This is a genomic window from Frigoribacterium sp. RIT-PI-h, from assembly GCF_001297205.1.
Lineage (GTDB): Bacteria > Actinomycetota > Actinomycetes > Actinomycetales > Microbacteriaceae > Frigoribacterium.
In genome coordinates this window covers 1-25,989 of sequence record NZ_LHOZ01000080.1, presented here as the reverse complement: position 1 = coordinate 25,989, position 25,989 = coordinate 1, and the positions used below count along the sequence as shown (strand labels likewise).

Below are 25,989 nucleotides of genomic sequence, written 5' to 3'. Positions count from 1 at the left end.
CGAAGCCCGACCGCTCGGGGCGGTCGGGCTTCGACGGGTGGACGGGCCGGAGGCGGTCCGTCAGGCCTTGGAGGCCTTCAGCATGTAGCCGAAGCCGCGCTTGGTCTGGATGATCGGCTCGGTCGAGAACTGGTCGAGCTTGCGACGCAGGTACGAGATGTAGCTCTCGACGATGCCGGCGTCGCCGTTGAAGTCGTACTCCCACACGTGGTCGAGGATCTGGGCCTTCGACAGCACCCGGTTCGGGTTGAGCATGAGGTAGCGCAGCAGCTTGAACTCGGTGGGGCTGAGCTCGATGGCCGTCTCGCCGATGGTGACCTCGTGGGTGTCCTGGTCCATCGTGAGCTCGCCGGCGCGGATGATCGCGTCCTCGTCCTCGTTCATCGTGCGCCGGAGGATCGCCTTGATGCGCGCGACGATCTCGTCGAGGCTAAAGGGCTTGGTGACGTAGTCGTCGCCGCCGACCGTGAGGCCCGTGATCTTGTCCTCGGTATCGTCCTTCGCCGTGAGGAAGAGGATGGGCGACGTGTAGCCCGACGAGCGGAGGCGCTTGGTCACCCCGAACCCGTTCATGTCGGGCAGCATCACGTCGAGGATGATCAGGTCGGGTTCTTCTTCGAGGACCGCCGAGATCGCCTGCGCACCGTTGCCGACCGCACGGACGGCGAAGCCCGCGAAACGCAGGCTGGTGGTCAACAGGTCGCGGATGTTCGGTTCGTCGTCGACGATCAGGATCTTGGGGCCGTCACTCATGCGCCCCAGTATCTGCGCGCCTCCTCGGTGTTTCCTGTGAGCCGGAGGCACGTCACCCGCACGTGGACGGAGCGGCAGCCCTCAGGCGGCCGTGACGGCAGGACGCTCAGGCGTCGGGGCCGGACCACTCGACGTTGGGCACCAGGGCGACGCGCGTGGTGAGCTCGAGCAGCTCGTCGGGCACGGCCAGGGTGAAGTCCACGCCCTCACGCCGCTCGAGCACCGCCGTGTAGCCCGAGGCCCGGGTGATCTGCCACCCTGGGAACTCCTCGACGGAGGCGGCGACGACCTGGGCCTCGGAGGCGTCGTCGGTCGCACCGATCGCGCTGAGGCCGGCGAACAGGTGGTCCTTGACGGGCGACCCGGCGAGCAGGTCGCTGCGTTCGATGACCTCGGGGTCGGGGCTCCAGGTCACGATGCTGAGGGTCGCCCCCGCGTGGAGTCCGCCCTGCACCTCGTAGGTGCGGGCGACCGACACGACGACCGACGGGTCCCACTCGGCGAACCGGGCGACCTGGCCGCGGAATTCCATGGCGTCGTGGTCCAGGGAGGCGACCAGGGGTCCGAACGTCGCGAACGGGGCCTGGTCGGCCGCGAACACCCGGCGCAGGCTGTCGCGCCAGAGCTCGTCGTCGCCCAGGGGCAGGTCGGCGCCCTGCTCGTCGGTCACGCGGCGACCACCGGTGAGTCGAGGATCGTGTAGCTGTAGCCCTGCTCGGCCAGGAAGCGCTGGCGGTTCTGCGCGAAGTCCTGGTCGACCGTGTCGCGGCTGACGAGCGTGTAGAACGAGGCCGGCAGGCCCGACTTCTTCGGCCGCAGCAGGCGACCGAGTCGCTGCGCCTCTTCTTGCCGGGACCCGTACGAGCCGCTGACCTGGATCGCCACGGTCGCCTCGGGCAGGTCGACCGAGAAGTTCGCGACCTTCGAGACGACGAGCACCTTGAGGTCGCCGTCGCGGAACTGCTGGTAGAGCCGTTCGCGCTCGTCGACGGGCGTGCTGCCGGTGAGCGTCGGGGCGTCGAGCACCTCGGCGAGCTCGTCGAGCTGGTCGAGGTACTGGCCGATGACGAGGATCTGCTCGCCGTCGTGCCGCGCCACGAGGTGCTTGACCGCGTCGAGCTTGGCCGGGGCCGTCGCGGCCAGCCGGTAGCGCTCGTCGTCGGGGGACGCCGCGTACTCGAGCCGCGCCTCCTGGGGCAGGTCGACCCGCACCTCGTAGCACGATGCCGGCGAGATGAAGCCCTGCGCCTCGATCTCTTTCCAGGGGGCGTCGAAGCGCTTGGGGCCGATCAGGCTGAAGACGTCGCTCTCGCGACCGTCCTCGCGCACGAGCGTCGCGGTGAGGCCGAGGCGACGGCGGGCCTGCAACTCGGCGGTCAGCTTGAAGACCGGCGCGGGCAGCAGGTGCACCTCGTCGTAGACCACGAGACCCCAGTCGAGGGCGTCCAGCAGAGACAGGTGCGTGTACTTGCCCCCGCGGCGGGCCGTGAGGATCTGGTAGGTGGCGATGGTGACCGGCTTGACCTCTTTCACCGAGCCGGAGTACTCGCCGATCTCGTCCTCGGTCAGCGACGTGCGCTTGAGCAACTCGTCGCGCCACTGCCGTGCCGAGACGGTGTTGGTGACGAGGATCAGCGTGGTCGTCCCGGCGGCCGCCATGGCCCCCGCGCCCACGAGGGTCTTGCCGGCACCGCAGGGCAGCACGACGACGCCCGAGCCGCCCTCGAAGAAGTTGTCGATCGCCTTCTGCTGGTAGTCGCGCAGGTGCCAGTCGCTCTCGTCGAGGTCGATGGCGTGCGGGGTGCCGGGCGTGTAGCCGGCATGGTCCTCGGCGGGCCAGCCGAGCTTGACGAGCTGCTGCTTGACCTCGCCGCGGGCCCAGGGCAGGAGCTCCCACAAGTCGTCGGCCCGTTTGACGCCGAGCAACTCGCCGACCTTCTTGGCCCGGGTCACCTCGCTCAACACGGAGCTGTCGGTGCCGCGCAGCAGCAACTGGTCGCCGTCGCGCTCGATGACGATGCGGCCGTAGCGCGCGACGGTCTCGGCGATGTCGACGCTGACGCTCTGCGGCACCGGGAACTTGCTGTACTTCTCGAGCGTGCCGAGCATGTCGTCGGCGCTGTGCCCGGCCGCCCGTGCGTTCCACAACCCCAGCCGGGTGATGCGGTAGGTGTGCACGTGCTCGGGGGCGCGCTCGAGTTCGGCGAAGACGCTGAGGTCGTGCCGCGCGTCCTCCGCCTGCTCGTGGGCGACCTCGAGCAGGACGGTGCGATCGCTCTGCACGATCAGGGGTCCGGTCATGAGGGACGAGTCTAGGCGCGCCTCCTGCCGCCTCTCACAGCCGGGCGGGGGCCGCCCGTGGACGAGGAGGCGCGGGTCGGCCGGCGAGGGCCGCCCGCCTCAGTCGCGACTCGCCACCGCCACCACGTTCTTGAGCGGCAGCGTGCGCTCGACGTCCGATTTCTTGTCGCGTCCGCGGACGCGTCCGCCGCCTATGCCGGTGGGCTCCATGTCGAGCGTGGTGGTGCTGCCGTCGGGCATCGCGACCGTCACGGTGACCGTCAGCCGACCCTTGACGGCGGCGTCGAGCTGGCGGGCGATCCAGGCGCGGTCGGTCGACTCGTCACCTGAGCCGGCGTCGGTGTGCAGGCGCTGGACGAGTTCGCGCAGCGGGTCGCGCGTCTCGACCGGGACCGGCCGCCGGGGTCGACGGCGGGACGGCGGGACGACCTCGGCGCCGCCCTCGTCGACCACGACGACGGGATAGCGCTCGTCGCTCAGCGACCAGAAGACGGTGTCGCGCTCGAACCGGCTCGCCACGGTCGTCGCGTCGACCCGCGTCAGGGCGAGTGGTGAGAGCGACTGGTCGACCTCGAGCGTGTCGAGGCTCGCGCGGTCGTCGGCGACCACGAGGGACAGCGCGTCGCCCGGCACGCCCTCGGGCGCGCTGCCCGGCGCGATCGCCCGCACGCGGTAACGCCCGTGCCGTTCGGCACTCTGCTGGATCAGGTAGTCGAGGGGCTGGGGGATGCCCGTCGACGAGATGCCGCCGAGGAACTCGCGCAGCGTCTCGGCCGTCTCGCCCTCGCTCAGGGCACGTTGCAGTCCGCCCTCGGTGATGCGGTAGGTGGCCGCCAGGCCCGCGCTCTCGACCACCGCGATGACGCGCAGCCGGGAGTCGATGGCCGGCGACAGGGGCCCGGGTGACACGACGCTGAGGTCGTGCTGCAGGTAGACCTGCTCGACCGCGTCCGGCAGCAGGGCGGCCACCCGGGTGCGGGCGGCGGCGGGACCCTCGCGGAACAGGGCGACGGCCGCCGAGGTGGGCGTGTCGTCCGAGGTCAGGCCCAGCACCTCGGCGCTGCGCGAGAAGGCGGCGATGCGATCGGTGATCCAGCTGCCCCCGGCCGGGTAGGACCAGTCGGAGAACTCGCGCAGCGGCAGCCCCCACGAGGTGTCGACGCGTTGCTCGAGCACCGTGAGGATCTCGGCCGGCAGCGAGCCCAGCCAGGCCCGCGTCAGCGTCTGCCACCGGTCGGGCCAGGAGGCGCGGAGCCAGTCGGTCGCGTCGGGGGCCACGACCCAGCCGTCCGGGCTCGGTGCGGCCAGGCCGGCCCGCACGGCGATGGCGAGCACGGTCGCGACGTCGTCGACGTCGACGCGGGCGGCCTCGGCGAGCCGCCTCGTCTCGGGCAGCGCCAGGCCGCCCTTCGCGAGTTCTCGGGCCGGTGACTGCTCGAGGGCTCGGAGGATCTCGGCCACCTCGATGACCACGGCGTAGAGCCGCTCGGCCGAGCGCGCGTCGGCGTCGTCGCGAGCCTGGTCGAGGACGGTCTCGAGCACCACCGGGGGTCGCGCGGGGGTCAGGACGTCGAGGGCCAGGGCGGGGTCGTCGTCGAGGCGCTCGGCCACGGCGTCGAGGGTCGCGACGGAGTCGCCGCGGCGGACGACGAGGAACGCCTCGTCGACGCGGTCGAGCGCGGCGGACACCGTCTCGCGGTCGACCTCGAAGGCGGCGTCGATGCGGTCGTGGACCGCGTCGACGTCGCCCGGCACCCGGAGGACCTGCAGCACGATCAGCGCGACGCGGTCGAGGTGGGCCAGCGCGTCCCGCACGCTGGCCGGCTCGAGGAGGACGTCCGCCAGGTCGAAGGCGTCGTGGACGCTCGACGCACGGACCTGCCGCCGCGCGAGGCGCCGCAACAGGTCGTCGTCGCCGATGGCGCGCAGGACGCCCGCGAGGTCGAGTGCACTAGCCATGGTCGAGGCCTCCAGCCGTCGTGCAGCCCGGGTCTGCGGTTACCGTCTGGTGCCCCGTGAGTCGCGGCTGCGACGCACGGCGCTCGCCACCACGAATGCGAGGAGCATCGCGAAGGCGATCGGGAGCCCGATGAGGGGCAGGATCGTGAGAGCGGGCCAGACGCCCGCGGTGAAGTCGGTGACACCCGTCGCCACGCCCACGAACCTCGTGAAGAACGCGAGGACCGAGACGACGACGATGGCGAGGATCATGAAGAGGAGGACGCGCTCTGTACGATTGACGTCAGAGGGCGCACTCGGTTCGATCTTCTTGGCCACGGGTCAACGATAGTGCGGTGCGGCCCTACCCGGCGATCTAAGCTGGGGCGACCCACCCCCAGGGTCACCCGTCTTCACGAGAGGTCCAGTCATGCCCACCGGCAAGGTCAAGTTCTACGACGACGAGAAGGGCTTCGGCTTCATCAGCAGCGATGACGGCCAAGAGGTCTTCCTCCACGCGTCGGCCCTGCCCGCCGGCACCGTGGGTGTCAAGGCGGGAACCCGCCTCGAGTACGGCATCGCCGACGGCAAGCGCGGCGCGCAGGCCCTGTCGGTCCGCGTGCTCGAAGCCGCCCCGAGCCTCGCCAAGATGAACCGTCGCTCCGCCGACGACATGGCCGTCATCGTCGAAGACCTGGTCAAGGTGCTCGACAAGGCCGGCGGCGACCTGCGCCACGGCCGCTACCCGCAGAACGGCGCCCGCATCGCCGTGCTGCTGCGCACCGTCGCGGACTCGTTCGATGCCTGAGGCCGCCCCGCGCACCCCCTGGTCCGAGCTCGCCCGTCGCGCCCTGACCGAGATCACGCCCGACGAGACCATCGGCGCCGAGGCCGACCCGGTCGACGACGAGCCCGGCGTCACCTCGGTGCGCTTCGCCACCCTCCTCCCCGGGTACCCGGGCTGGCACTGGACGGTCAGCGTCGCCCACCTCGACGGTGAAGAGCCCTCGGTGCTCGAGGCCGAGCTGATGCCCGGCGACGGTGCCCTCCTCGCCCCGGACTGGGTGCCGTGGGCCGACCGTCTCGCCGAGATGAAGGCCCAGGAGGCGCACGACGGCGACGAGGACGACGACGAGTCCGAAGACGACGACGAGGACTCCGAGGACGACTCGGACGACGAGGACGAGGACGACTCCGACGACGAGCACGGGTCGATCGTGCACGGCGGTGACGTGGACGGCGTCGACATCGACGACCTCGTCGAGGATCCAGACGACTCCGACGCTGACGGCGACTCCGACGACGACTCCGGTCCGGCGGACGCCCCCGTCGTCCCCGCCGCGCACCCCGAGGCCGACCTCGACGACGAGTCGCACGACGACGACTGGGACGGCGAGGACGAGGACCCGTTGAGCAGGCGACGGAAGTAGTCCCACGAACGCGACCCGCGCCTCCTGCGTCCGGGTCGGATCACGACGAAGGCCCCGACACGATCGTGTCGGGGCCTTCGTCGTGCGGGCGATCGGTCAGAGGGCGTCGACGACGAACTCGATCGACCGGATCAGCTGGCGGACGTCGTCGGGCTCGATGGCCGTGAAGGTCGCGACGCGCAGCTGGTTGCGGCCGAGCTTGCGGTAGGGCTCGGTGTCGACGATGCCGTTGGCGCGGAGCACCTTCGCGATGGCGGCTGCGTCGATCGACTCGGCGAAGTCGATGGTCGCGACGACCTGCGAGCGGTGCGAGGGGTCGACGACGAACGGGGTCGCGTACTCGGAGGCGGTGGCCCAGTCGTACAGCGCCGACGACGACTCGCGCGTCCGGGCGTCGGCCCAGGCGAGGCCGCCGTTCTCGAGCATCCAGCGGGTCTGGTCCTCGAGCAGCAGCAGCGTCGTCAGGGCGGGCGTGTTGAGCGTCTGGTCAAGCCGCGAGTTGTCGACGGCGTTCTTGAGGCTGAGGAACTCGGGGACGTACCGGCCGCTGGCGGCGATCCGCTCGACGCGCTCGATCGCCGCGGGGGAGAAGAGCGCGAACCAGAGGCCGCCGTCGCTCGCGAAGTTCTTCTGCGGGGCGAAGTAGTAGACGTCGGCCTGCGAGGCGTCGAAGTCGATGCCGCCCGCCGCGCTCGTCGCGTCGACGACGGTGAGGGCGCCGGGGTCGCCGGCGACCCGGGTGACCGGTGCCATGACGCCGGTCGAGGTCTCGTTGTGCGGCCAGGCGTAGACGTCGACGCCCTCGAGCACCTCGACCTCGGCCAACGACCCGCCCTCGGCCGTGATCACGTGGGGGGCCTCGAGCCAGGGGGCCGCGTTCGCCTTGGCGAACTTCGAACCGAACTCGCCGAACGCGAGGTTCTCGGCGCGCTTCTCGACGAGGCCGAACGCCGCGGCGTCCCAGAAGGCGGTCGAGCCGCCGTTGCCCAGCACGACCTCGTAGCCGTCGGGCAGGCGGAAGAGCTCGCCCAGTTCGGCGCGGACGCGGCCGACGAGGTCCTTCACAGGGGCCTGGCGGTGCGAGGTGCCGAGGATCGTCGCCCCGGCGGTGACGAGGTGCTCGAGCTGGGCGGCCCGCACCTTCGAGGGGCCGCAGCCGAAGCGGCCGTCGGTGGGCAAGAGGTCAGTGGGAATCCGGATGTCCGCCATGCGCTCGATCCTACTGACGCGGCGCGGGGCCCAGCGTGCAGCCGGTAGGCTGACGGGGTAGTCCACGTGTTCCACCGGGAGGCCCCTGTTGACCGATCTCGTCGACACCACAGAGATGTACCTGCGCACGATCCTCGACCTCGAAGAAGAGAACATCGTGCCTCTTCGTGCGCGCATCTCCGAGCGTCTCGGCCACTCCGGTCCGACCGTGTCGCAGACCATCGCCCGCATGGAACGCGACGGTCTCGTCGTCGTCTCCGGCGATCGTCACCTCGAGCTCACGCACGACGGGCGAGCCAAGGCGACGCACGTCATGCGCAAGCACCGCCTCGCCGAGCGCCTGCTCGCCGACGTCATCGGCCTCGACTGGGCCTACGTCCACGACGAGGCCTGCCGGTGGGAGCACGTCATGAGCGAACAGGTCGAACGTCGCCTGCTCGACATGCTCGACCACCCGACCGAGTCGCCCTACGGCAACCCGATCCCCGGGCTCGACGAGCTCGGCGACTCTCCTGCGGGGCGCTTCCTCGACGGCGTGGTCAACCTCGTGGCCGTGCTCGCCGAGCACCCCGAGGGCGTCACGCGTCCGATCCGTCGTCTGGCCGAACCCGTCCAGTTCGAGCCCGAGCTGCTGCAGCAACTGCAGGGCGCGGGCGTGCTGCCCGGCGGCATCGCGACCCTCCGCTCGGCGGGGTCGTACGTGTTCGTCAAGGTCGAAGGTCACGACGAAGGGCTCGAACTGCCGACCGAGGTCGCGCAGCACATCTACGTGGGGCTCTGACCCGCCCGACGAGTTCTGGCCGCCCGACGGGTCGCGCGGGATTCTTGCGTTCGTGCGCCGCGCCTCCTCCGATCTGCACCGGATCACGCAGTCGTTTACCGATTCGTTACAAATATCCCTCTCGAGGATGATTCCCCAGGGTCCGCTCGGCTACAGTCGCTGAGTCCCCAGGTCACTGAACCGGCCGCCGGACCCGTGGCAGGACGTCTCTCACGCCCGTCTCCTGCCGTGTGTCGTCTCGATGCGAACGAACGGACGGGGCAGCTTCCCGAAAGCTGTCGAGATGCAGGAGACCCACCCTCTTGACCCTCCCCGGCTCAGACCACACCCCCGACGTGCGCCCGAACCGCACCGTCGCCACCCGTACACCGGCCGACCTGCCGACCCGCTCGTCGTTGCGCCGTGCCCAGGCTGCCGCCGCGCCCGCGACTCGCACGGGCAGGCCCTCGGTCAAGCGAAGCGTCGTCTCGGTGACCGTGATGACGCTCACCGCCGGCCTGATCGGCACGATGGCCCTGCCGGCCTTCGCGTCGAACCCCGCCGCCGCGAACGACCCGAGCGTCGGCGCGGCGTCGACGAGCGTCTCGACCAGCCACGCCCAGAGCGTCGCGGTCGCCGACGACGTCGCCCTGGCCGACGCCACCCGCGACGGCTACACGGCGACGTCGCAGGCCGACCTCAACGCGGCGGCCCTGGCCACCCAGCGCGAGGCCGAGCGTGCCGCCCTGGCCGCGAGCTACGCCAGCTACACCGGACCGACGGCTGCCGAGAACGTGGCCGCCTCGGCGAGCGGCACCGTGGCGACGCCCGGCGCCTTCAGCCTCAGTGCGGTGTACGACACGGCCCTGCAGTACGTGGGCACCCCCTACGTCTTCGGCGGAGCGACCCCGGCCGGCTTCGACTGCTCGGGCTTCGTCATGTACGTCTACTCGCAGTACGGCATCTCGCTGCCGCACTCGGTCACGCGCCAGGGCGCGATGGGCACGCCGATCTCGGCGGCCGAGGCGCAGCCCGGAGACGTCATCATCTTCAACGACGGGTCGCACGACGGGTTCTACGCCGGCAACGGCATGATCCTGGACGCGCCCAAGCCCGGTGGGTCGGTCAGCGTGCGCCCGCTGTGGACCTCCGCGGTGCACTACGTGCGCTACGGGGCGTAGGCGACCCGCGCCTCCTGCGCCTGAACACCCTGTGAAGAGCCGCCCTGCCCCTTGGCAGAGCGGCTCTTCGGGGCTTAGCCTGGCGATCTCGGAGTTCCGCTGAGACCAGGAGCGTCAGATGCCTCGTTCGACCGCCACCCGCACCATGGGTGCGCTGTCGCACGAGCACATACGACACCCCGCCATGTGACAGAGCACCGTCCCCGTGACGGTGCTTTTTTCGTATCGGCGGGCCTGCTGGGCCTGCGCCACCCCGAGAGATCGAATCCCTGGAAGCCGTCCAGGGTGCTTCGAAAGGGAAAGCATGCGCACTCTCGTCCTGAACGCCGGTTACGAGCCCCTCGCCGTGGTGTCCGACCGGCGGGCCCTCGTCCTCGTCATGAGCCGGAAGGCTACGGTCGTCGCCGCTGATGCGGAGCACCCCGTGCTCGGGGCGGTGACGTCGTGGGATCGCCCGTCGGTGATCGTGCTGACGCGGTACGTGCGCATCCCGCACACGCGGCAGATCCCCGTCTCGAGGCGGGGTGTCATGCGGCGTGACTCGCACCGCTGCGCCTACTGCGGGCGGTCGGCGACGACGATCGACCACGTGCAGCCGCGGTCACGAGGTGGGGCGGACAGCTGGGAGAACCTCGTCGCGTGCTGCCTCAAGTGCAACAACCTCAAGAGCGACCGCACCCCGCACGAGATGGGCTGGGAGCTGCTCTTCACGCCGAAGCCGCCGCACGGGGTCGGCTGGGTCGTGCGCGGCATGGAGCGGACGCAGGCGGACTGGGACGAGTACCTCGCCGCCGCGTGAGCCCGGGCGGCCTGCCTGCCTGCCTGCTTGCCGATGAACCCGGTTTCGAACGATGCACCCGGTTGCTTCCGGGTTCATCGTTCGAAACCGGTTCATCGTGCGCCGGACGGCAGGAGGCGCGGCTTCGGTAGACTCGGACGGTCAGCCTCTGTAGCTCAATGGAAGAGCAGTTCCGTCCTAAGGAAAGGGTTGGGGGTTCGAGTCCCTCCAGGGGCACCTGACGTCGCTTCGCGACGATGCCCCTTGGAGGGACTCGAACCCCTGCGGCCCCGCGCTTCGCGCGCCCGTCCAGGGGCACTCCTCGCTGGCGCTCGTCGCGCCCCTTCCGGGCCACGAACCCCCGCGGCCCGACAGCGCTGGCGCGCCGTCCCCTCCAGGGGCACCTGACGTCGCTTCGCGACGATGCCCTTTGGAGGGACTCGAACCCCTGAGGCCCCGCGCTCCGCGCGCCCGTCTAAGGGCACTCCTCGCTGGCTCTCGTCGCGCGCTTCCTCACGCCGGGAGTTCGGGGAGGGCCAGGAGGGCGATGCCGAGCGCGGCCGCCACTGCTCCCAACACCGTGATCGCCACGCCCGGCAGGGGGCTGCCGCCGTCTCGCTGTCGGACGATCAGGACTCCGCCGACGATGCCGACGAGCCCCAGGGCGAGGAGGGTGATCGAGAACACCATGAGGGTCCTTCCGGTTGGTGGGAACAGCCCTGATCTCGGCAAGGCGGGGTGAGCTGGTGTGTCGCACCCACGCTCCAACCGTAGCTACGGCAACTTCTTCGGCTCCTGATTGTTGTGCGGGCCGGGCTGCCACTCGCCGGTCCGCTCGTAGAGGCGAATCGTCTTGTAGTGACTGATGAGCGCCGAGAGCACCGCCGCGCGGATCACGAAGTACGCGATCGCCAGCGTCACCAGGGCAGAGATGAAGTAGGGGATGAGTAGTTCCATGACCTGAGCATGGTGTCGACATCACGTCACCGCGAGCCCCCAATCGAGTTCCCGGGTGCAGGAGCAGTGCTATCTGGAGGTCTTCACCGCCGAAGGGCCAGAGTGGGCTCATGCCGACCGCCGCAGAGACCGCCCGCACGACCCGCTACGACCGGCAGATCGGCCGCCGCGACCTCACGGAGTGGCGGGCGAGGCCGGGCCGCCGGCTCGCCCCGCGACACAAGACCGTCGCCCAGAAGGTCGGCGCCCGCCGCGCCCTCGTCGCGACCCTCGCCGTCGGGGGCGGCATCGCGATCGCCGCGACGGCCGGTGCCGCCTACATCTACGACGGGGTCACAGGTCGCGACGGCATCGAGAGCCTCGACCGTCCGGCGCTCGAGCGAGCGAAGAAGCTCCGCTCGCCGGCGACGAACGGCGCGGCCGCCGCCATCGCCCACGTCTTCGGACCCGTCGTCCTGCCCGCCGTCACCGTCGGAGCCGCCGCGGCCTTCGGCTTCCGGGACCGCCACCCCAGCCCCGTCGCCCTCGTCGTGGCGGCCGGAGCGGGGTCGCTCGCGATGACCGTCGTCGGCAAGAAGCTGATCAAACGCAACCGGCCCGATCGGCACGAGGCCATCCCGCCGTACGAGAAGTCCCCGTCGTTCCCCTCGGGTCACACGCTGAACACGACGACGGTCCTCGGCGTGCTCGCCTACCTCCTGGCGCTGCGGCAGGAGAAGCAGGCGCCGCAGGTCGCCCTCGGGGGGGCCGCGGCCGGGGCGGCCGGCGTCGTGGGGTTGGCCCGCGTGCCGCGCGGGGCCCCCTGGTTCACCGCCGTGGCCGTCGGCTGGGGCAGCGGCCTCGGCCGGCTCCCGCGGAGCGCCGCGCGCCACCGCCGCTACCTCAGCACCCAGGACGACGACGACGTCCACGAGTGACGGCCGTGCGGTCGACGCGACCCTCGAGGCGGGCGGGCGCCGCGCCTCCTCGTCCCGGGCCTCGGCCGGTGGCGCCGGGCGGCCCGCGCGGCGGGCAAGGGGACGGGGTGGCCGTCGGGGGCGACGAAGGTGAAGGGGCGGCCGGAGGGGCCGGCGACCGGGGGGGTGGCGATCTCGACATCGGCGGCGACCAGGGCGTCGTGGATGGCCTGCGCGTCGGGGGCGAGCAGCCAGAGGCCGACGCCGCGACCGAGTGGGGCCGCGTCGAGGTCGACGCCGGGCAGCGGGCCGCGCACGGCGAAGGCGATCGGCGGCGTGGCGAAGACGACGGCGTGCGGCGGACCGTCCTGCCGCGTGAGGCCGAGGTGCTCTTCGTAGAACGCGGCCGAGCGCTCGACGTCGCGGACCTGGAGGGAGATGAAGTCGGGACCGGTGGCGGTCATGGGGCGCCTGCTCTTATGTGAAGGGTAAGTGTCAGTTAGCTGACATAGACGAACCTATGTCAGACTACTGACATGAGTCAAGTCGGATCGGCGATCGACCTCGAGACCTCGGTGGGCTATCTGCTGAAAGAGGCGTCGAGCGCTCTACGCGCCGCCATGGAGGCCGAGTTGCGTCCGCTCGGCATGACCATCACGCACTACTCGTGCCTCGAGCTGCTGGCCCAGCGGCCCGGGTCGTCGAACTCCGAGCTCGCCCGCGGCGCCTTCGTCACGCGGCAGTCGATGAACGTGCTGCTGCAGTCGCTCGAGCGCGACGGGTTCGTGCGGCGGGCCGACCGTGCCCCGTCGGGGCGGGCGTTGCCGACCGAGCTGACGGCGGCCGGGCGGCGTCAGCTGACGGTCGCGAGTGCCGCCGTCCGCGGGGTCGAGGATAGGATGACGGCCGGGCTCACACCCGCCGCGCGTCGTCAGGTGGCCGAGGCACTGCGGGGGTTCGTGTCGGCGCTGCGCTGACTCAGGTCGCGAGCGTGCGTCCGAGCGACACCGTGCCCGGGTCGTCCGCGTAGTGGCCGTAAGCCGGGATCGGCCGGTACCCCGCCGACTCGTAGAGGCGGATCGCGGTGTCGTGGGCCACGTTGGTCTCGATGACCATCTCGGTGACACCCGCGTCCGACGCGGACCCTTCGAGCCAGGTCAGCACGGCGCGCGACAGTCCCCGCCCGCGCCGGTCGGGCCGCACGTACATCCGCTTCAATTCGGCGCGGCCGTCGGGCAGCAGGCGCCAGGCTCCGAGGGCCACGGGGTGGCCCGCCTCGTAGGCGACGGCGAACGTGCCCCTCGGCAGCTCGAACTCGGAGCGGTCGATCGGGCTGTCGTCGCGCCCGCCGTAGATCTCGACGTACAACTCTTGCAGCCCCTCGACGAGCTGCTGCACGTCGGGGTGGTCGTACGGGCGGGGTTCGATGCTCGTCGCGGGCGCCGGGGTGGTCACCGGACCATCTTGGCCGATCGCCGGACGTCGGGCTTGGTCGGGCTCGGTCGGGCTCGGATCGGTCCGGTGCGGCTCGGTGCGTCAGCCCGCGTCGCGCCCGGACACCCGGTCGAGACCGGACGAGGAGGCGCGGCGCGCGTCCCCGAGGTCGCACCCGAGGGCGACGAGCACGCGGGCGACCAGCTCGACCGTCCACTCGGGGGTGACGAGCTCAGGGCTCGACCACCAGGTGTGAAGCCCGCCGAGGAGGCTGCCGCCGACCAGGGACAGTGCCAGGTCGACGTCCAGCTCGGTGAACGAGCCCGCGGCCTGCCCGGCCTGGACGAGCGCCCGCGCCTGCGGCACGAGCGCCGCCTCGGCGTCGAGCAGGCGCAGCCCGTTGCGCGCGACGACCACGGCCACGGCCGGGTCGCTCTGCGCCAGCCCGAGCACCACGTGCATCGCGATCGCCGCCGTCGTCACGGGGGAGTCGTCCGCGTGCCCGAGTGCCGACATCCGCTCGATCTGCTCGTTCAGCACGCTCTGCACGGCTTCGTCGAACAGCTCGTCCTTGCCGGCGAAGTGGTTGTAGAACGTGCCGAGGCCGACGTCTGCCAGCTTCGTGATCTCGGCGACGGGGACGGCGGCGTAGTCGGCCCGCCGGAGCAGGACGACGCCGGCCTCCACCAGTTTGCGACGCGTCTCGCGGGGGCGGCGGGACGCCTCGTGGGCTCGCCCCGCGCCTCCTCGTCGTCCGGTTTCACAGGGGCCTCTCACGTGTCTAGCGGGATGTCTCGATACATTCTGTCATGACTGACGAATTCGTCAGGTCTGACGATTCCATCCCAGGAGGCACCATGCCCGACGTGACCATCAGCGCCGCCCGCCCTGACCAGCTCGATTCCGCCGCGGCCGTGCTCGCCGAGGGGTTCCGCGACGATCCCGTCATGCTCGGGTTCGTCCCGCGCGGGCCGCGGCGCCACGCACGGCTGGTCGACCTCTTCGCGGCGATGATGCGGTCGATCCCGGCGGGCCGTCGTGCGGTCGACGTGGCCGTCGTCGACGGCGACGGGGGCGTCGTGGGCGCGGCCGTCTGGGAGGCGCCGCGCGCTCGAGCGTCGTCGCCGCTGCGCCTGCCGGTGTCGTGGGCGGAGCTCGGGCAGCTGCCCAGGTACCTGCGCGCGCTCGGGCTCGGCGGGCTCGTGCCGGCGGCCCGTCACCAGGCGACGCTGGCGGCACCCCGCCCACGGCTGCCGCACTGGTACCTCGGCGAGATCGCGGTCGGCGACGCGGCCCGAGGGCTCGGCGTCGGCACCTCGCTGATCGAGCACCGCCTCGCGACCGTCGACGAGCGCGGTGAGGCCGCCTACCTCGAGTCGTCGACCGAGCGGAACCGGGCGCTCTACCGGCGCATGGGCTTCGTCGAGCTGGGGCCGATCCGTGGGCTGCCGGGTGCGACACCCGCCGCGATGTGGCGCCCGGCGACGCGGACGACCTGAGTCGCGCGGACGAGCCGTCCAGACGGGGCATGTATCTTCATGTCGAGAGACTTCTGCGCGGTAGCGTAGGGGCAGCACCACCGAGCACACGCATGCCCGACCACGAGGGAGCACCTGCCGCATGGCGAAGATCATCTACACGCTGACCGACGAGGCGCCGATGCTGGCGACCTACTCGTTCCTGCCCATCATCCAGGCCTACGCCAAGACCGCGGGGGTCGACGTCGAGACCCGCGACATCTCGCTGGCGGCCCGCATCATCAGCCAGTTCCCCGAGCGCCTCACCGACGAGCAGCGCCAGGGCGACGCCCTGGCCGAGCTGGGAGCCCTGGCGAAGACGCCCGAGGCCAACATCATCAAGCTGCCGAACATCTCGGCCTCGATGCCGCAGCTCAAGGCCGCGGTGAAAGAACTGCAGTCGCAGGGCTACGACCTCCCCGACTACCCCGACTCGCCGTCGACCGACGCCGAGCGCGACGTCAAGGCCCGCTACGACAAGGTCAAGGGCAGCGCGGTCAACCCCGTGCTGCGCGAGGGCAACAGTGACCGCCGCGCCCCCCTGTCGGTCAAGAACTACGCCCGCAAGCACCCGCACCGCATGGGCGCCTGGACGGCCGACTCGAAGACGAACGTCGCGACCATGGGCGTCGACGACTTCCGCTCGAACGAGAAGACCGTCGTCATCCCGGCCGACGACACCCTGCGAATCGAGTTCGTCGGCACCGACGGCGAGACCCGCGTGCTGCGCGAGTCGATCCCCGTGCTGGCCGGCGAGGTCGTCGACGGCACCGTGCTGCACGTCGCCGCGCTGCACGAGTTCCTCGCGGCACAGATCGCCCGGGCCGAGGCGGACGGCGTCCTGTTCTCGGTGCACCTCAAGGCCACGATGATGAAGATCAGTGACCCGATCCTCTTCGGCCACGTGATCCGCGCGTTCTTCCCGCGCGTGTTCGAGCAGTACGGTGCCGACCTGAAGGCCGCCGGGCTCGACCCGGCCAACGGCCTCAACGGCATCCTGCAGGGCCTCGCGGCGCTGCCGAACGGCGACGAGATCAAGGCCGCCTTCGACCAGGGGATCGCCGACGGACCCGACCTGGCCATGGTCGACTCCGACAAGGGCGTCACCAACCTGCACGTGCCGAGCGACGTCATCGTCGACGCGTCGATGCCCGCCATGATCCGCACCTCGGGTCACATGTGGGGCCCCGACGGCGGCGAGCACGACACCCTGGCGGTCATCCCCGACTCGAGCTACGCCGGCATCTACCAGGCCGTGCTCGACGACTGCCGCGCGACCGGCGCCTTCGACCCCGCCACCATGGGCTCGGTCCCGAACGTCGGCCTCATGGCGCAGGCCGCCGAAGAGTACGGCTCGCACGACAAGACCTTCGAGGTGCCCGGCGACGGGACCGTCCGCGTCGTGAACCAGGCCGGCGAGACGCTGATCGAGCACGAGGTCGCCACGGGCGACATCTGGCGTGCCTGCCAGACGAAGGACGTCCCGATCCGCGACTGGGTCAAGCTCGCGGTCACCCGTGCGCGCGCGAGCCAGACGCCCGCCGTGTTCTGGCTCGACGAGACCCGTGCCCACGACGCCACCCTGATCGGGCTGGTGCGCACCTACCTCGCCGAGCACGACACCGAGGGCCTGCAGATCGAGATCATGTCGCCCGTCGACGCGATGGCGTTCTCGCTCGAGCGCATCCGCCGAGGCGACGACACCATCTCGGTCACCGGCAACGTGCTGCGCGACTACCTGACCGACCTGTTCCCCATCATGGAGCTCGGCACCTCGGCCAAGATGCTCTCGGTCGTACCGCTGATCAACGGCGGCGGACTGTTCGAGACCGGTGCCGGCGGTTCCGCCCCGAAGCACGTCTCGCAGCTCGTCGAGCAGGACTACCTGCGGTGGGACAGCCTGGGCGAGTTCCTCGCCCTCGCCGTCAGCTTCGAGCACCTCGCGACGTCGACCGGCAACGCCCGGGCGCAGATCCTGGCCGACACGCTCGACCGCGCCACCGGCACGTTCCTCGACGAGAACAAGTCGCCCGGCCGCAAGCTCGGCTCGATCGACAACCGCGGCAGCCACTTCTACCTGGCCAAGTACTGGGCCGCCGAGCTCGCCGCCCAGACCGGCGACGCCGAACTGGCCGCCGCGTTCGCCGGTCTGGCCGCCACCCTCGGTGGGGCCGAAGAGGCGATCGTCGCCGAGCTGATCGAGCCCCAGGGCACGGCCGTCGACATCGGGGGCTACTACCACCCCGACGCCGCCAAGACCGAGGCCGTGATGCGCCCGTCGCACACGTTGAACGAGGCACTCGCGACGCTGTAGGTCGCGGGGCGCAGGTCGCTCGAGAACAGGAGGCGCGGTGCCGGCTGGCACCGCGCCTCCTGTCGTCCGTCGGGTCGGGCGCTCGTCGGGTCGGTCGCCGAGTGGTCCCGAATCGTCCTTGAGGGGGCGCGCGAAAGACGATTCGGGACCACTCGACCGGCGGGCAGGCGTCAGGGGTGCAGGGCGTTGCGGGCGGTGGCGCGGACGGCGTCGGTGACGGCGTCGAGGAGGGGCGAGGCGAGGGTCCAGCGCTGCCAGAAGAGGGGCACGTCGACGGGGTCGGCGACGGCCAGCTCGACCAGGCGCCCGGCGTCGAGTTCGGGGCCGGCCTGGGCCTCGGGGAGCATGCCCCCGCCGAGGCCGAGCACGACGGCCCGGGCGAAGTCGGCCGACGCGGGCACGTGGTGCCGGGGCGCGAGCGGCTCACGGCCCGTGAGGCGACGCACGAAGTCGTGCTGCAGGTCGTCCGTGCGGTCGAAGACCACCATCGGGGCGCGGTCGAGCCCCGCGCGGTCGGTCCTCCCGTGGTCGAGCTTCCCGTCGTCGGGCCGCCCGTGGGCGAGCGGCCCGCGCGCGGGCGTCCTCGGGTCGTCCGGCCCGCCGCCCAGCCACCGCTCGACGAACCCGGGGCTCGCGACGGCGCGGTACCGCATGACGCCGAGCGACTCCGAACTGCAGCCCTGCACGGGCTCCCGGGTCGCGGTGACCGCGGCGAGCACGTCTCCCGACCGCAGCAGCTCGGCCGTGTGCTGCTGATCGGCCCGGCGCAGGTCGAACACCACCGGCCCAGTCGGCGGGACGACGGCCAACGCGTCGAGGAACCAGGTCGCCGTCGAGTCGGCGTTGACGGCGATCGGCAGGGTCGTGGGCACGGGGTCGCCCGACGCGCCGTCGCCGCCGTCGTCGCCGTCCAGCCGGCCACCGCCGAGCCGCGCGAGCGCGTCCGAGGTGAGCAGGTCGACCTGGCGGGCGTGGCGGAGCAGCACGTCGCCAGCATCGGTCGTGGTGACCGGCGTCGTCCGACGGAGCAACCCCTGCCCCGCCGCACGCTCGAGCTGCTTGATGCGCTGCGACACGGCGGACTGCGTCACGTGCAGGCGTCGCGCGGCCGCCTCGAAGGTGCCCTCGTCGACGATGGTGCGCAGGGTGTCCAGCTGGTCGAGTGCGAAGCGAGCCATGAGCAGATCTTATGCAGCATCACGAACATGAGTTGGTGCGATGCCCCGGGGCGGCCCTAGCGTGGCGGCATGACCTTCGCGACCGTGCTTCCCGCCGTCCTGTTCGGCTTCGGCACGAGCCTCGCCCTGCTCGTCGCGATCGGTGCCCAGAACGCCTACGTGCTGCGCGTCGGGCTGCAGGCCGTGACCCGCGTCGTCGTGCCGGTCGTCGTGGTCTGCGCCGTGAGCGACGCCGTGCTGATCAGCGCCGGGGTGGCCGGGGTCGGAGCGCTCGTCGAGGCGGCACCGCAGGCGGGGGTCGTCGTCCAGCTCGTCGGGGCCGGGGTCCCGCTGGGGCACGGCGCCTTCGCCGCCAAGCGGGCGATCCGGCCGGGCGGCGCGCTGACGGGCGACGTCGCGCCGGGGCCGGCTCGCGTCGGCGTCCCCGTAGGAGGCGCGGTGCCGGCCGGCGGCACCCCGCCCGTCGCGCAGGGTCCCCGCCCCTCGGCCGCGCGCGCCGTCACGCCCGCCCGGGTCGTCCCGGCCGTCCTCGGCGCCCTCGCCTTCCCCTGGCTGACCCCCCACACCTACCTCGCCACGATCGTCTTCCTCGGCTCGGTCGCGAACCGCCAGCCGCCCGGACGGCGCGGTGGTTCGCGACCGGGGCGATCGCGGGCAGTCTCGTGTGGGTCTCGGCGCTGGGATTCGGCGCGCGCCTCCTGCGTCCCCTGTTCGCGACGCCGGTCGCCTGGCGGGTGCTCGCCGCGGTCCTCGCCGTCGTCATGGTCGCCCTCGGGCTGCGGCTGCTGTTCGGGCTCTGACGGTGCCCGGTCGGTCGGCCCGGTTCGATGTCGAGCCGGCTCGACGTCAGACCGGACGCTCGGCGATGGCTCGCTGCCAGCGGACGAGCATCACCCGTGCGTAGTGCACGGCCGACACGTAGTGGAACACCAGCCCGACCAGGAAGACCAGGTACCCGACGCCGATCACGGCCGTCGACTCGGGGCCGCCGAGTGCGACGCCGAGCAGCAGCACCGCCAGGCCGCCGAAGCACAGGCCCGCGCGCAGCCGGCCGGCCCACCAGACCGGCAGGGCCGGGTCGCCGCGGAAGGCCAGCGCCGCTCCGACCGCGAGCAGCACGTCGGGCACCATCAGCAGCACGGCCTCCTGCCAGCCGAAGACGTCGGCCGTCGCGAACGCCACGGCCACCACGACGACGGTCAGCCGGTCGGCCACGGGGTCGAGCCACGACCCGAGCACCGAGACGGAGTCGGTGCGCCGGGCCACGAACCCGTCGAGCCAGTCGGTCGCGAACACGACCGCGATCACGACGAGGGCCGGCCACCAGAGCTCCGCGATCAGCAGCCCGGCGAAGACCGGCAACAGCAGGAGGCGCGCAGCCGTGATCGCGTTGGGCACGGTCCGCCAGTCGTCCACCTCGAAGAGGCGGTGGCGCAGGGCGCCGAGCCGACGGGACGACAGGTGCTCCGCGACGAACTCGCCCGAGGCGGACGCACCCGCGACGACGGGATCGGCCACGGCGTGCCCGGCCGCGTGGACGGCCGTCGCGACGGGCCCGCGGCCGTCGACCCGCGCCTCCTCGTCTGCGTCGTCGTCGAAGGTCTCAGCGTCGTCGCGGGCCTCCGCGTCGTCGGCGGCGACCGTCTCGTCGACGGTGCCGTCCACGTCGTCGGCGGCTGCCGCGCGACGCCGGCGCACGAGCCGCACGACGAACACGATCGCGACGATCACCGCGGCCCCGATCAGCGCCCACGACGAGAACTGCCCGAGGTATTCCTGTGCCGCCTCGAGCGAGGACCGCAGCAGGAACCCGATGCCGACGTAGACGGCGGCCCAGGTCAGCGCCCCGCCGAACGACGCGGGCAGGAACGACCGGTAGGGCACCTTCGCGCCCCCGGCCGCGGCCGGCGTGAGGGTGCGGACCACGGGCACGAGGCGGGTGAGGAAGACCGCGGCCGCCCCTCGCCGCTCGAGGACGGCGACGGCGCGGTCCCAGCTGTCGACGCCGATCCGGCGGATGATGCGTGTGTCCCGGAACCCCGTGCCGAAGCGGCGGCCGAGCAGGTAGCCGACGTGGTCGCCGAGCGATCCGCCGATCGCGACCGAGACGAAGAACGCGACCGCCGTCCAGGGGTCGTCGAAGGTCGCGGCGAGCAGCAGCACGATCGTCTCGCCCGGCACGAAGACGCCGAGGCCCAGCCCGGACTCGGTGAAGGCGAACAGGGCGCCCAACGCCCAGACGAGCGGGGTCGGCAAAGACGAGCCCATGTCGGTGATCCACCCGATGAGGTCCATCCCGCCAGGCTAGGGGAGGGGGGCTGAGGGGTACGTCGCGCCGGGTGGGCCGGGTCGAGATGTCACGACGTGCCGCTCATGTACGGACGTGAGCGGTACGTCGCGACCTCTCGCTGCGGCGGTAGGGTCGCCGCATGGTCAGCTTCGCGGACAAGCCCGTGCTCGACGTGACGGTCGAACAGTGGCGCGAGTACCTCGAGGGCGACCCCGACGTGGGTGGGGTGCGACTGACGCTCCGGAAGGTGCGGTCGACGAAGCCCGGCATGACCTGGTCCGAGGCGCTCGACGTCGCCCTCTACCACGGCTGGATCGCCGGCCAGACCAGTCGGCCCGACGACGACTTCACGCTCCCCGCGTTCCAACCGCGGCGGAAGAACAGCCCGTGGTCCCAGGTGAACCGCGAGCACGTCGCCCGCCTGGTCGCCGAGGGGCTCATGACCCCGGCGGGGCAGGCCGAGGTCGACCGGGCGAAGGCCGACGGGCGCTGGGACGCCGCCTACCGGCAGAAGGACGCCGCGCCTCCGGACGACCTGCAGGCGGCGCTCGACGCCGACCCGGCGGCGGCCGCCCACTTCGCGTCGCTGACGAAGACCGAGCGGTTCCGCGTGTACTTCCGGCTGGCCGCGCTCAAGCGGCCCGAGACCCGTGCGGCCCGCATCCGCGACGTGGTCGCCGCGGCCGCCCGCGGCGAGCAGCACTACCGCTGAGCCGGCACGGGCCGCGCGCTGGCTCGGGCCGGGTGCTCCGGGGGCCTACGCCTCCACGAAGTGGACACTGCGCCACGACTAGACGTGGTGCGGTGTCCACTTCCTGGCGGGGTGGAGGGTGGGGCATGGCGGGGCGGCGCGGTGGGAAGTGCGAAGCGCAGGAGGCGCGGGTCGCGTCAGCGGCGCGAGCGCTGCTTCCATAAGCGGCCGGCCAGCCGCGCCAGACCGACCAGCGCGAGCGACAGCACGGCGAGTGCGACGAGCAGCACCACCATGTAGACCGCCACGGGGCCGTAGCCGCCCAGCGCCTCCGGGTCGTAGAAGGGGTACGGGAAGAACGACGTGACGGCGCCGCGGACGAGCGAGTACACGCTGTACGCCACGGGCACGACGAACCCGAGGGGGGCGGCCGACCACGGCGGGCGACGGCCGGCGGGCAGCACGAGCCAGTCGACGAGCACCGCGACGGGCATCACCATGTGCACGACGACGTTGACCCAGGGCAGCACGCCGCCGGCCACGTCGGTCAGCAGGACGTTGAAGACGAGGCCGACGAACACCATGTTGACGACCGAGATGAGCCGCACGGTGTCCCACGCACGGCTGCCGGGGCGACGGCGGAAGGTGCGGACTCCGCCGACGACGAAGACCACGACGGCGAACAGGTTGCTGAGGTTCGTGAAGAACGAGAAGAAGTTGACGATGCTGTAGTCGTTCTCGATCGAGTCCGCGAACTGGGCGGCGACGGCGACGAAGCCGAGCGCCGCGAAGGCGAACCGGTAGGGAGCCATGAGCTGAGCGCGCGTCATGTCCTCACCCTAGTGAGGCGGGCCGTCGTGGTGGCGCGGGCGGGTGGCCGGCCGGCCGGCGCCCGCGGGACCGGCGTGCCCGCCCCCGCGGGACGGGCGTCGGCACGCCCAGGACGGGCGCGTTCGGGCGAGACGGGCGAGTCCACCCGCCCGGGTCGCCCGAACACGCCCGCCGTCAGGGTCGGCCCCGGGTCAGGCCTGCTCGATCTTCTCGATCAGGGTCGCCTTGGGGTACCGCGACACGTTCGTGATGCCCTTGGTCCGGGCGAGGGCGCGCAGCGCGACGAGCGTCTGCGCGTGCAGGTCGACGTGGGCGTCGTGGCCGTCGGGCAGCTGCACGGTGGTCTCGTCGACCTCGGGCAGGGGCGGGGTGTAGATCGAGCGCGGCTCGGCCGGGGTGGCGGACGACGGCGTCGACGACGCCCCCTTCGAGGCCTGGCCCGCGCCCTTCGCCGTCTTCTTCGCGTCCTTGAGTCCGGCGGCGGCGTCGTCGAGCGCGTTCTCGAGCGGCTTCACCGACGGACGCGCCTTCTTCGCGAGCTTCTTCGCCCGTCGCTTGGCCTCGGCGACGGCGGCTCGGGCGTCGGTGACGGCGTCCTCGGCCTTGTCGTAGGCCTTGGCAGCGGATTTCTTGAGCTTCTTCTGGTCGGCCATGATGGGCGATCCCCTTCGGTCGGACGTGTCGGGCGTGTGGCCCCACGCTGGCACGACGGCCTGGGACGTCGTCCAGCCGTGGCGCCTCGGCGGCTAACGTGTCGCCATGACCGACCCGACCCCGGCTCCCGTGATCGCCCTGCTGCGCGACCTCGTCGCCATCGACTCGACGAGCGGCACGCGCGGCGAGGCGGCCGTCCTCCGCCGCGTCGCCCTCGAGTTCGAGGGTGTCGAGGAGGCGCGTGTCGCCTTCGCCCCCGGGGTCGACGGTGAGCCCACGGCCCTCCTGGTCTCGCCGACGAGCGTCGCCGCCGACAGGCCGCTGCTCGTCTTCGCGTCGCACGCCGACGTCGTCCCCGTGACCGACGCCTCGGCGTGGTCCCACGACCCCTTTGCCTCGACCGTCGTCGGTGACCGCCTGCACGGACGGGGCACGTCCGACATGAAGTCCGGTCTCGCGGCCTCGGTCGTCGCCGTGCGCGACCTCCTGCGGCAGGGCGCACCCGTCGCGCTCGCCGTCTCCACGGGTGAGGAGGTCGGTTGCCTCGGTGCCCCCGCGGTCGTCGACCTGCTCGCCGGTCACCGGGTCGGAGCCGTCGTGATCCCCGAGTCGACCGACGGGCGGGTCGTGCTCGGCCACCGCGGCGCGCTCTGGTTGACCGTGCGCACCTCGGGCGTCGCCGCGCACGGCAGCACGCCCGAGCGGGGTCACAACGCGATCCTCGACCTCGTGGCGGTGCTCGGGCGCCTGGACGACCTGCCGCTCTCGGCGCACGACGACCTCGGGCGCGAGACGGTCAACGTGGGCGTCGTCTCGGGTGGCAGCGTGCCGAACATCGTGCCGGACGTCTGCGAGGCGCGCATCGACCTGCGGGTCGTCCGTGACGACGTCGCCGAGCTCGTCGCCTGGTGGCGGGACCAGCCCGAGGTGACCGACGTCCGCGTCGACCTCGACCTGGCCGCCGTGTGGACCCCGCGCGACCATCCCTGGCTGGCCGGGCTCGACGCCCCGGTCTCGGAGGCGCCCGCCTCGTACTTCACGGACGCCTCGGTGCTCGTGCGATCGCTCGACGACGGGGTGCCCGTCGTGGTCTGGGGCCCGGGCGACCCGACCGTCGTGCACGCGGTGGACGAGTCCGTGTCGGTCGACGCGGTGCTGAAGGCCGTCGAGCAGTTCGGTCGCGTCGGCGAACGGTGGGCTGCCGAGCACTGACCGACGGCCGGCAGCCGACAGTCGAGGCAGGGCGGGCCCGGCGCTCCCGTGGGTCAGGCGGGCACGGGTAGGGCACGGGTCAGGCGGGCACGGAAGCCGTCGACCGCGTGCTCTGCCGTCGGACCAGTCGGGGCGCGAACGAGACGCGCGCGCCTCCTCGTCCGCCGTCGTCGGACCCGCGCAGCGAGAGCAGTCGCAGCGCCTCGCCGGCCATGCGGTCGGTGGGCTGGGCGAGGGTCGTCAGGGCCGGGGTCACGTACGAGGCGAAGACGATGTCGTCGAAGCCCGTGACCTGCAGCTCGTCGGGCACCGACACCCCGAGTTCGCGGGCCGCCCGCAGCACGCCCATGGCGATGAGGTCGTCCGCGCAGACGATGGCGTCCGGGCGGTCGTCGGAGGTGAGCAGTCGGCGGGCCGCCGCGTCGCCGCTGTCGACCGAGTAGTCGCCGAGCACGACCCCGTCGCGCACCTCGCGGATGCCGAGCTCGGCCGACCAGTGTCGGAAGCCCCGGAGCCGCAGGGTCGTCGACGAGTTCGTCAGCTCGGAGGTGACGAACGCGGCCGAGCGGGCACCGGTCTCGGCCAGGTGCGTCAGGACGAGCTTCATCGCCTCGGCGTCGTCGAGGCCGATCCAGTCGGTGCCCGGGACGTCGACCCGGCGGTCGAGCTGCACCAACGGCACGGCCCGGGCGGACGCGGCGACGGCGGCCGCGCTCTCGGTGTCGTGCACGGGGCTGACCACGATGCCGTCGACGTGCCGTTCGATGAGCGACCGCAGGTGCTCGGCCTCGACGGCGGGGTCCTGCCGGGAGTCGCAGAGGAACAGCTGCTTGCCCTCGCCGTGCAGCGCGCTCTCGAGGCTGTCGACCAGGGTCGTGAAGAACGGGTTGAGGATGCTCGGGACGACCATGCCGACCGTGTCGGTGCGGCGGGTGCGCAGGGCGCGGGCGATGCCGTTGCCCGAGTAGCCCAGCTCGTCGGCCGCCTGTCGCACGCGGACCTCGACCTCGCGGCCGACGGGTCGGGAGGCCGACATGACGCGCGAGACCGTCGCGGGGGAGACGCCCGCCCGGCGGGCGACGTCCGAGATGGTGACGGCGTTCATGGGCTCCTCAGGGCGTGGCCGCCGGGGGCGACGGGTGATGCCGTCATCGTATCGTCCCCTCACGGGAAACCGATTGCCCGCCCCGGATCTCTTTTACACGTCGGAAACACAAAGGTGTTGACACTCGAAACACGAAGGCGTCACTCTTGACGCAGTTCCCGACGGAAATCGATTGCCCATCGATCCCGACCCCACCGAGATCGCCCCCTCGCCAGTCCCGCATGCTCCACCTCGTCCTCCCCAGGAAGGCTCCTCATGCCCACGACCCGTACCGTCCTCGCCGCATTCGCCGTGGGCGCCATCGCCATCGGCACCCTCGCCGGCTGCGACTCGTCCTCGACCACCGCCTCCGGCTCCGCGTCCGGCGGCCACGCCGCCACGCGCGGCCCCCCCGCCCCGCCCCCCCCCCCGCCAGCCCCGCATGCCCCCCCCCACCCGCCGGTACGCGGCCCAGTCGCTTCCGATCTCCGGCTGAGGCAGTTCAATGTTCAGCGAACCCTCGCGGTAATGCTTGTCCCACACTCGGCCCGGCTCATGGGTCAGTGCCCAGAGCGCGCCCC

At 72.0% G+C, this 25,989-nt stretch carries 27 protein-coding genes, 1 tRNA gene and 2 pseudogenes; 14 read left to right on the top strand and 16 right to left on the bottom strand.

Annotated features, from left to right (window positions below; genetic code table 11):
* Positions 1-60: 60 nt before the first annotated feature.
* From AEQ27_RS11725 to AEQ27_RS11705, 5 genes are all read right to left on the bottom strand, one after another.
* On the bottom strand, positions 61-753 hold the full coding sequence (locus AEQ27_RS11725; RefSeq protein ID WP_054146826.1) for a response regulator transcription factor: 693 nt from the start codon (positions 751-753) through the stop codon (positions 61-63).
* Positions 754-859: 106 nt separating this feature from the next.
* Positions 860-1,423 carry a hypothetical protein gene (locus tag AEQ27_RS11720; RefSeq protein WP_054146825.1) on the bottom strand — a complete coding sequence of 188 codons (564 nt, stop codon included), beginning with the start codon at positions 1,421-1,423 and terminating at the stop codon, positions 860-862.
* Entirely contained in the window at positions 1,420-3,054 is a 1,635-nt protein-coding gene (locus AEQ27_RS11715) for a DNA repair helicase XPB (protein ID WP_054146824.1), read from the bottom strand. The genes AEQ27_RS11720 and AEQ27_RS11715 overlap by 4 nt, the downstream gene beginning before the upstream one ends.
* 99 nt (positions 3,055-3,153) lie before the next feature.
* Positions 3,154-5,013 carry a helicase-associated domain-containing protein gene (locus AEQ27_RS11710; RefSeq protein WP_054146823.1) on the bottom strand — a complete coding sequence of 620 codons (1,860 nt, stop codon included), beginning with the start codon at positions 5,011-5,013 and terminating at the stop codon, positions 3,154-3,156.
* Between the two features lie 39 nt (positions 5,014-5,052).
* Positions 5,053-5,331 (bottom strand): hypothetical protein, encoded by a 279-nt coding sequence (locus tag AEQ27_RS11705; protein ID WP_054146822.1) that lies wholly within the window; start codon positions 5,329-5,331, stop codon positions 5,053-5,055.
* A gap of 91 nt (positions 5,332-5,422) precedes the next feature.
* On the opposite strand from AEQ27_RS11705, the gene AEQ27_RS11700 reads away from it, so the two are divergent.
* Positions 5,423-5,800 (top strand): cold-shock protein, encoded by a 378-nt coding sequence (locus AEQ27_RS11700; RefSeq protein ID WP_043593516.1) that lies wholly within the window; start codon positions 5,423-5,425, stop codon positions 5,798-5,800.
* On the top strand, positions 5,793-6,422 hold the full coding sequence (locus AEQ27_RS11695) for a DUF3027 domain-containing protein (protein WP_054146821.1): 630 nt from the start codon (positions 5,793-5,795) through the stop codon (positions 6,420-6,422). The genes AEQ27_RS11700 and AEQ27_RS11695 overlap by 8 nt, the downstream gene beginning before the upstream one ends.
* 96 nt (positions 6,423-6,518) lie before the next feature.
* Here AEQ27_RS11695 and serC read toward each other — a convergent pair whose 3' ends face one another.
* Entirely contained in the window at positions 6,519-7,631 is a 1,113-nt protein-coding gene (serC, locus tag AEQ27_RS11690; protein ID WP_054146820.1) for a phosphoserine transaminase, read from the bottom strand.
* A gap of 88 nt (positions 7,632-7,719) precedes the next feature.
* Here serC and AEQ27_RS11685 point away from each other — a divergent pair, with 88 nt between their 5' ends.
* From AEQ27_RS11685 to AEQ27_RS11670, 4 genes are all read left to right on the top strand, one after another.
* The gene (locus tag AEQ27_RS11685; RefSeq protein ID WP_043593511.1) at positions 7,720-8,412 is read left to right on the top strand and encodes a metal-dependent transcriptional regulator; all 693 of its coding nucleotides are present in this window, start codon (positions 7,720-7,722) and stop codon (positions 8,410-8,412) included.
* A gap of 335 nt (positions 8,413-8,747) precedes the next feature.
* The gene (locus AEQ27_RS18105) at positions 8,748-9,572 is read left to right on the top strand and encodes a C40 family peptidase (RefSeq protein ID WP_200908365.1); all 825 of its coding nucleotides are present in this window, start codon (positions 8,748-8,750) and stop codon (positions 9,570-9,572) included.
* 304 nt (positions 9,573-9,876) lie between these two features.
* The gene (locus tag AEQ27_RS11675; protein ID WP_054146818.1) at positions 9,877-10,371 is read left to right on the top strand and encodes an HNH endonuclease; all 495 of its coding nucleotides are present in this window, start codon (positions 9,877-9,879) and stop codon (positions 10,369-10,371) included.
* A gap of 144 nt (positions 10,372-10,515) precedes the next feature.
* Positions 10,516-10,587: transfer RNA gene (locus AEQ27_RS11670), tRNA-Arg, on the top strand.
* A 276-nt stretch (positions 10,588-10,863) separates the two neighbouring features.
* Here AEQ27_RS11670 and AEQ27_RS17850 read toward each other — a convergent pair.
* Both AEQ27_RS17850 and AEQ27_RS11665 read right to left on the bottom strand, forming a co-directional pair.
* On the bottom strand, positions 10,864-11,040 hold the full coding sequence (locus AEQ27_RS17850; RefSeq protein WP_161805535.1) for a hypothetical protein: 177 nt from the start codon (positions 11,038-11,040) through the stop codon (positions 10,864-10,866).
* 84 nt (positions 11,041-11,124) lie between these two features.
* Positions 11,125-11,307, bottom strand: coding sequence for a hypothetical protein (locus AEQ27_RS11665; protein ID WP_054146817.1), 183 nt, complete (start codon positions 11,305-11,307; stop codon positions 11,125-11,127).
* A 110-nt stretch (positions 11,308-11,417) separates the two neighbouring features.
* On the opposite strand from AEQ27_RS11665, the gene AEQ27_RS11660 reads away from it, so the two are divergent.
* The gene (locus tag AEQ27_RS11660; protein WP_054146816.1) at positions 11,418-12,224 is read left to right on the top strand and encodes a phosphatase PAP2 family protein; all 807 of its coding nucleotides are present in this window, start codon (positions 11,418-11,420) and stop codon (positions 12,222-12,224) included.
* A 95-nt stretch (positions 12,225-12,319) separates the two neighbouring features.
* On the opposite strand, the pseudogene AEQ27_RS11655 reads toward AEQ27_RS11660, so the two are convergent.
* A pseudogene (locus AEQ27_RS11655) lies at positions 12,320-12,667 on the bottom strand (VOC family protein); the annotation flags it as partial.
* A 72-nt stretch (positions 12,668-12,739) separates the two neighbouring features.
* On the opposite strand from AEQ27_RS11655, the gene AEQ27_RS11650 reads away from it, so the two are divergent.
* The gene (locus AEQ27_RS11650) at positions 12,740-13,180 is read left to right on the top strand and encodes a MarR family winged helix-turn-helix transcriptional regulator (RefSeq protein WP_054146815.1); all 441 of its coding nucleotides are present in this window, start codon (positions 12,740-12,742) and stop codon (positions 13,178-13,180) included.
* Between the two features lies 1 nt (position 13,181).
* On the opposite strand, the gene AEQ27_RS11645 is transcribed toward AEQ27_RS11650, so the two are convergent.
* Both AEQ27_RS11645 and AEQ27_RS11640 read right to left on the bottom strand, forming a co-directional pair.
* Complete coding sequence (locus AEQ27_RS11645) at positions 13,182-13,658, bottom strand: GNAT family N-acetyltransferase (RefSeq protein WP_200908364.1); 477 nt, start codon at positions 13,656-13,658, stop codon at positions 13,182-13,184.
* Positions 13,659-13,739: 81 nt separating this feature from the next.
* On the bottom strand, positions 13,740-14,414 hold the full coding sequence (locus tag AEQ27_RS11640; RefSeq protein ID WP_082383473.1) for a TetR/AcrR family transcriptional regulator: 675 nt from the start codon (positions 14,412-14,414) through the stop codon (positions 13,740-13,742).
* 80 nt (positions 14,415-14,494) lie between these two features.
* Here AEQ27_RS11640 and AEQ27_RS11635 point away from each other — a divergent pair, with 80 nt between their 5' ends.
* Together AEQ27_RS11635 and AEQ27_RS11630 are read left to right on the top strand one after the other, a co-directional pair.
* The gene (locus tag AEQ27_RS11635; RefSeq protein WP_054146813.1) at positions 14,495-15,136 is read left to right on the top strand and encodes an N-acetyltransferase; all 642 of its coding nucleotides are present in this window, start codon (positions 14,495-14,497) and stop codon (positions 15,134-15,136) included.
* Positions 15,137-15,257: 121 nt separating this feature from the next.
* Positions 15,258-17,468: an NADP-dependent isocitrate dehydrogenase gene (locus tag AEQ27_RS11630; protein ID WP_054146812.1), complete on the top strand. Its 2,211-nt coding sequence runs from the start codon at positions 15,258-15,260 to the stop codon at positions 17,466-17,468.
* Between the two features lie 170 nt (positions 17,469-17,638).
* Here AEQ27_RS11630 and AEQ27_RS11625 read toward each other — a convergent pair whose 3' ends face one another.
* Positions 17,639-18,646: a LysR family transcriptional regulator ArgP gene (locus AEQ27_RS11625; RefSeq protein WP_054146811.1), complete on the bottom strand. Its 1,008-nt coding sequence runs from the start codon at positions 18,644-18,646 to the stop codon at positions 17,639-17,641.
* A gap of 69 nt (positions 18,647-18,715) precedes the next feature.
* Between AEQ27_RS11625 and AEQ27_RS11620 the strand changes: the two are divergent.
* A pseudogene (locus AEQ27_RS11620) lies at positions 18,716-19,195 on the top strand (LysE family transporter); the annotation flags it as partial.
* A gap of 113 nt (positions 19,196-19,308) precedes the next feature.
* A complete protein-coding gene (locus tag AEQ27_RS18780; RefSeq protein WP_369813639.1) occupies positions 19,309-19,446 on the top strand; it encodes a hypothetical protein in 138 nt (45 codons plus the stop codon).
* A 46-nt stretch (positions 19,447-19,492) separates the two neighbouring features.
* On the opposite strand, the gene AEQ27_RS17365 is transcribed toward AEQ27_RS18780, so the two are convergent.
* On the bottom strand, positions 19,493-20,941 hold the full coding sequence (locus tag AEQ27_RS17365; protein ID WP_152970337.1) for a CDP-alcohol phosphatidyltransferase family protein: 1,449 nt from the start codon (positions 20,939-20,941) through the stop codon (positions 19,493-19,495).
* A gap of 134 nt (positions 20,942-21,075) precedes the next feature.
* Between AEQ27_RS17365 and AEQ27_RS11610 the strand changes: the two genes are divergently transcribed.
* On the top strand, positions 21,076-21,648 hold the full coding sequence (locus AEQ27_RS11610; RefSeq protein WP_054146810.1) for a YdeI family protein: 573 nt from the start codon (positions 21,076-21,078) through the stop codon (positions 21,646-21,648).
* Positions 21,649-21,824: 176 nt separating this feature from the next.
* Here AEQ27_RS11610 and AEQ27_RS11605 read toward each other — a convergent pair whose 3' ends face one another.
* Positions 21,825-22,457, bottom strand: coding sequence for a Pr6Pr family membrane protein (locus AEQ27_RS11605; RefSeq protein WP_054146809.1), 633 nt, complete (start codon positions 22,455-22,457; stop codon positions 21,825-21,827).
* A gap of 192 nt (positions 22,458-22,649) precedes the next feature.
* A complete protein-coding gene (locus AEQ27_RS11600) occupies positions 22,650-23,111 on the bottom strand; it encodes a Rho termination factor N-terminal domain-containing protein (protein WP_054146808.1) in 462 nt (153 codons plus the stop codon).
* Positions 23,112-23,217: 106 nt separating this feature from the next.
* Between AEQ27_RS11600 and AEQ27_RS11595 the strand changes: the two genes are divergently transcribed.
* Positions 23,218-24,324: a M20 family metallopeptidase gene (locus AEQ27_RS11595; protein WP_054146807.1), complete on the top strand. Its 1,107-nt coding sequence runs from the start codon at positions 23,218-23,220 to the stop codon at positions 24,322-24,324.
* Positions 24,325-24,403: 79 nt separating this feature from the next.
* On the opposite strand, the gene AEQ27_RS11590 is transcribed toward AEQ27_RS11595, so the two are convergent.
* On the bottom strand, positions 24,404-25,429 hold the full coding sequence (locus AEQ27_RS11590) for a LacI family DNA-binding transcriptional regulator (RefSeq protein WP_054146806.1): 1,026 nt from the start codon (positions 25,427-25,429) through the stop codon (positions 24,404-24,406).
* Positions 25,430-25,989 lie beyond the last annotated feature (560 nt).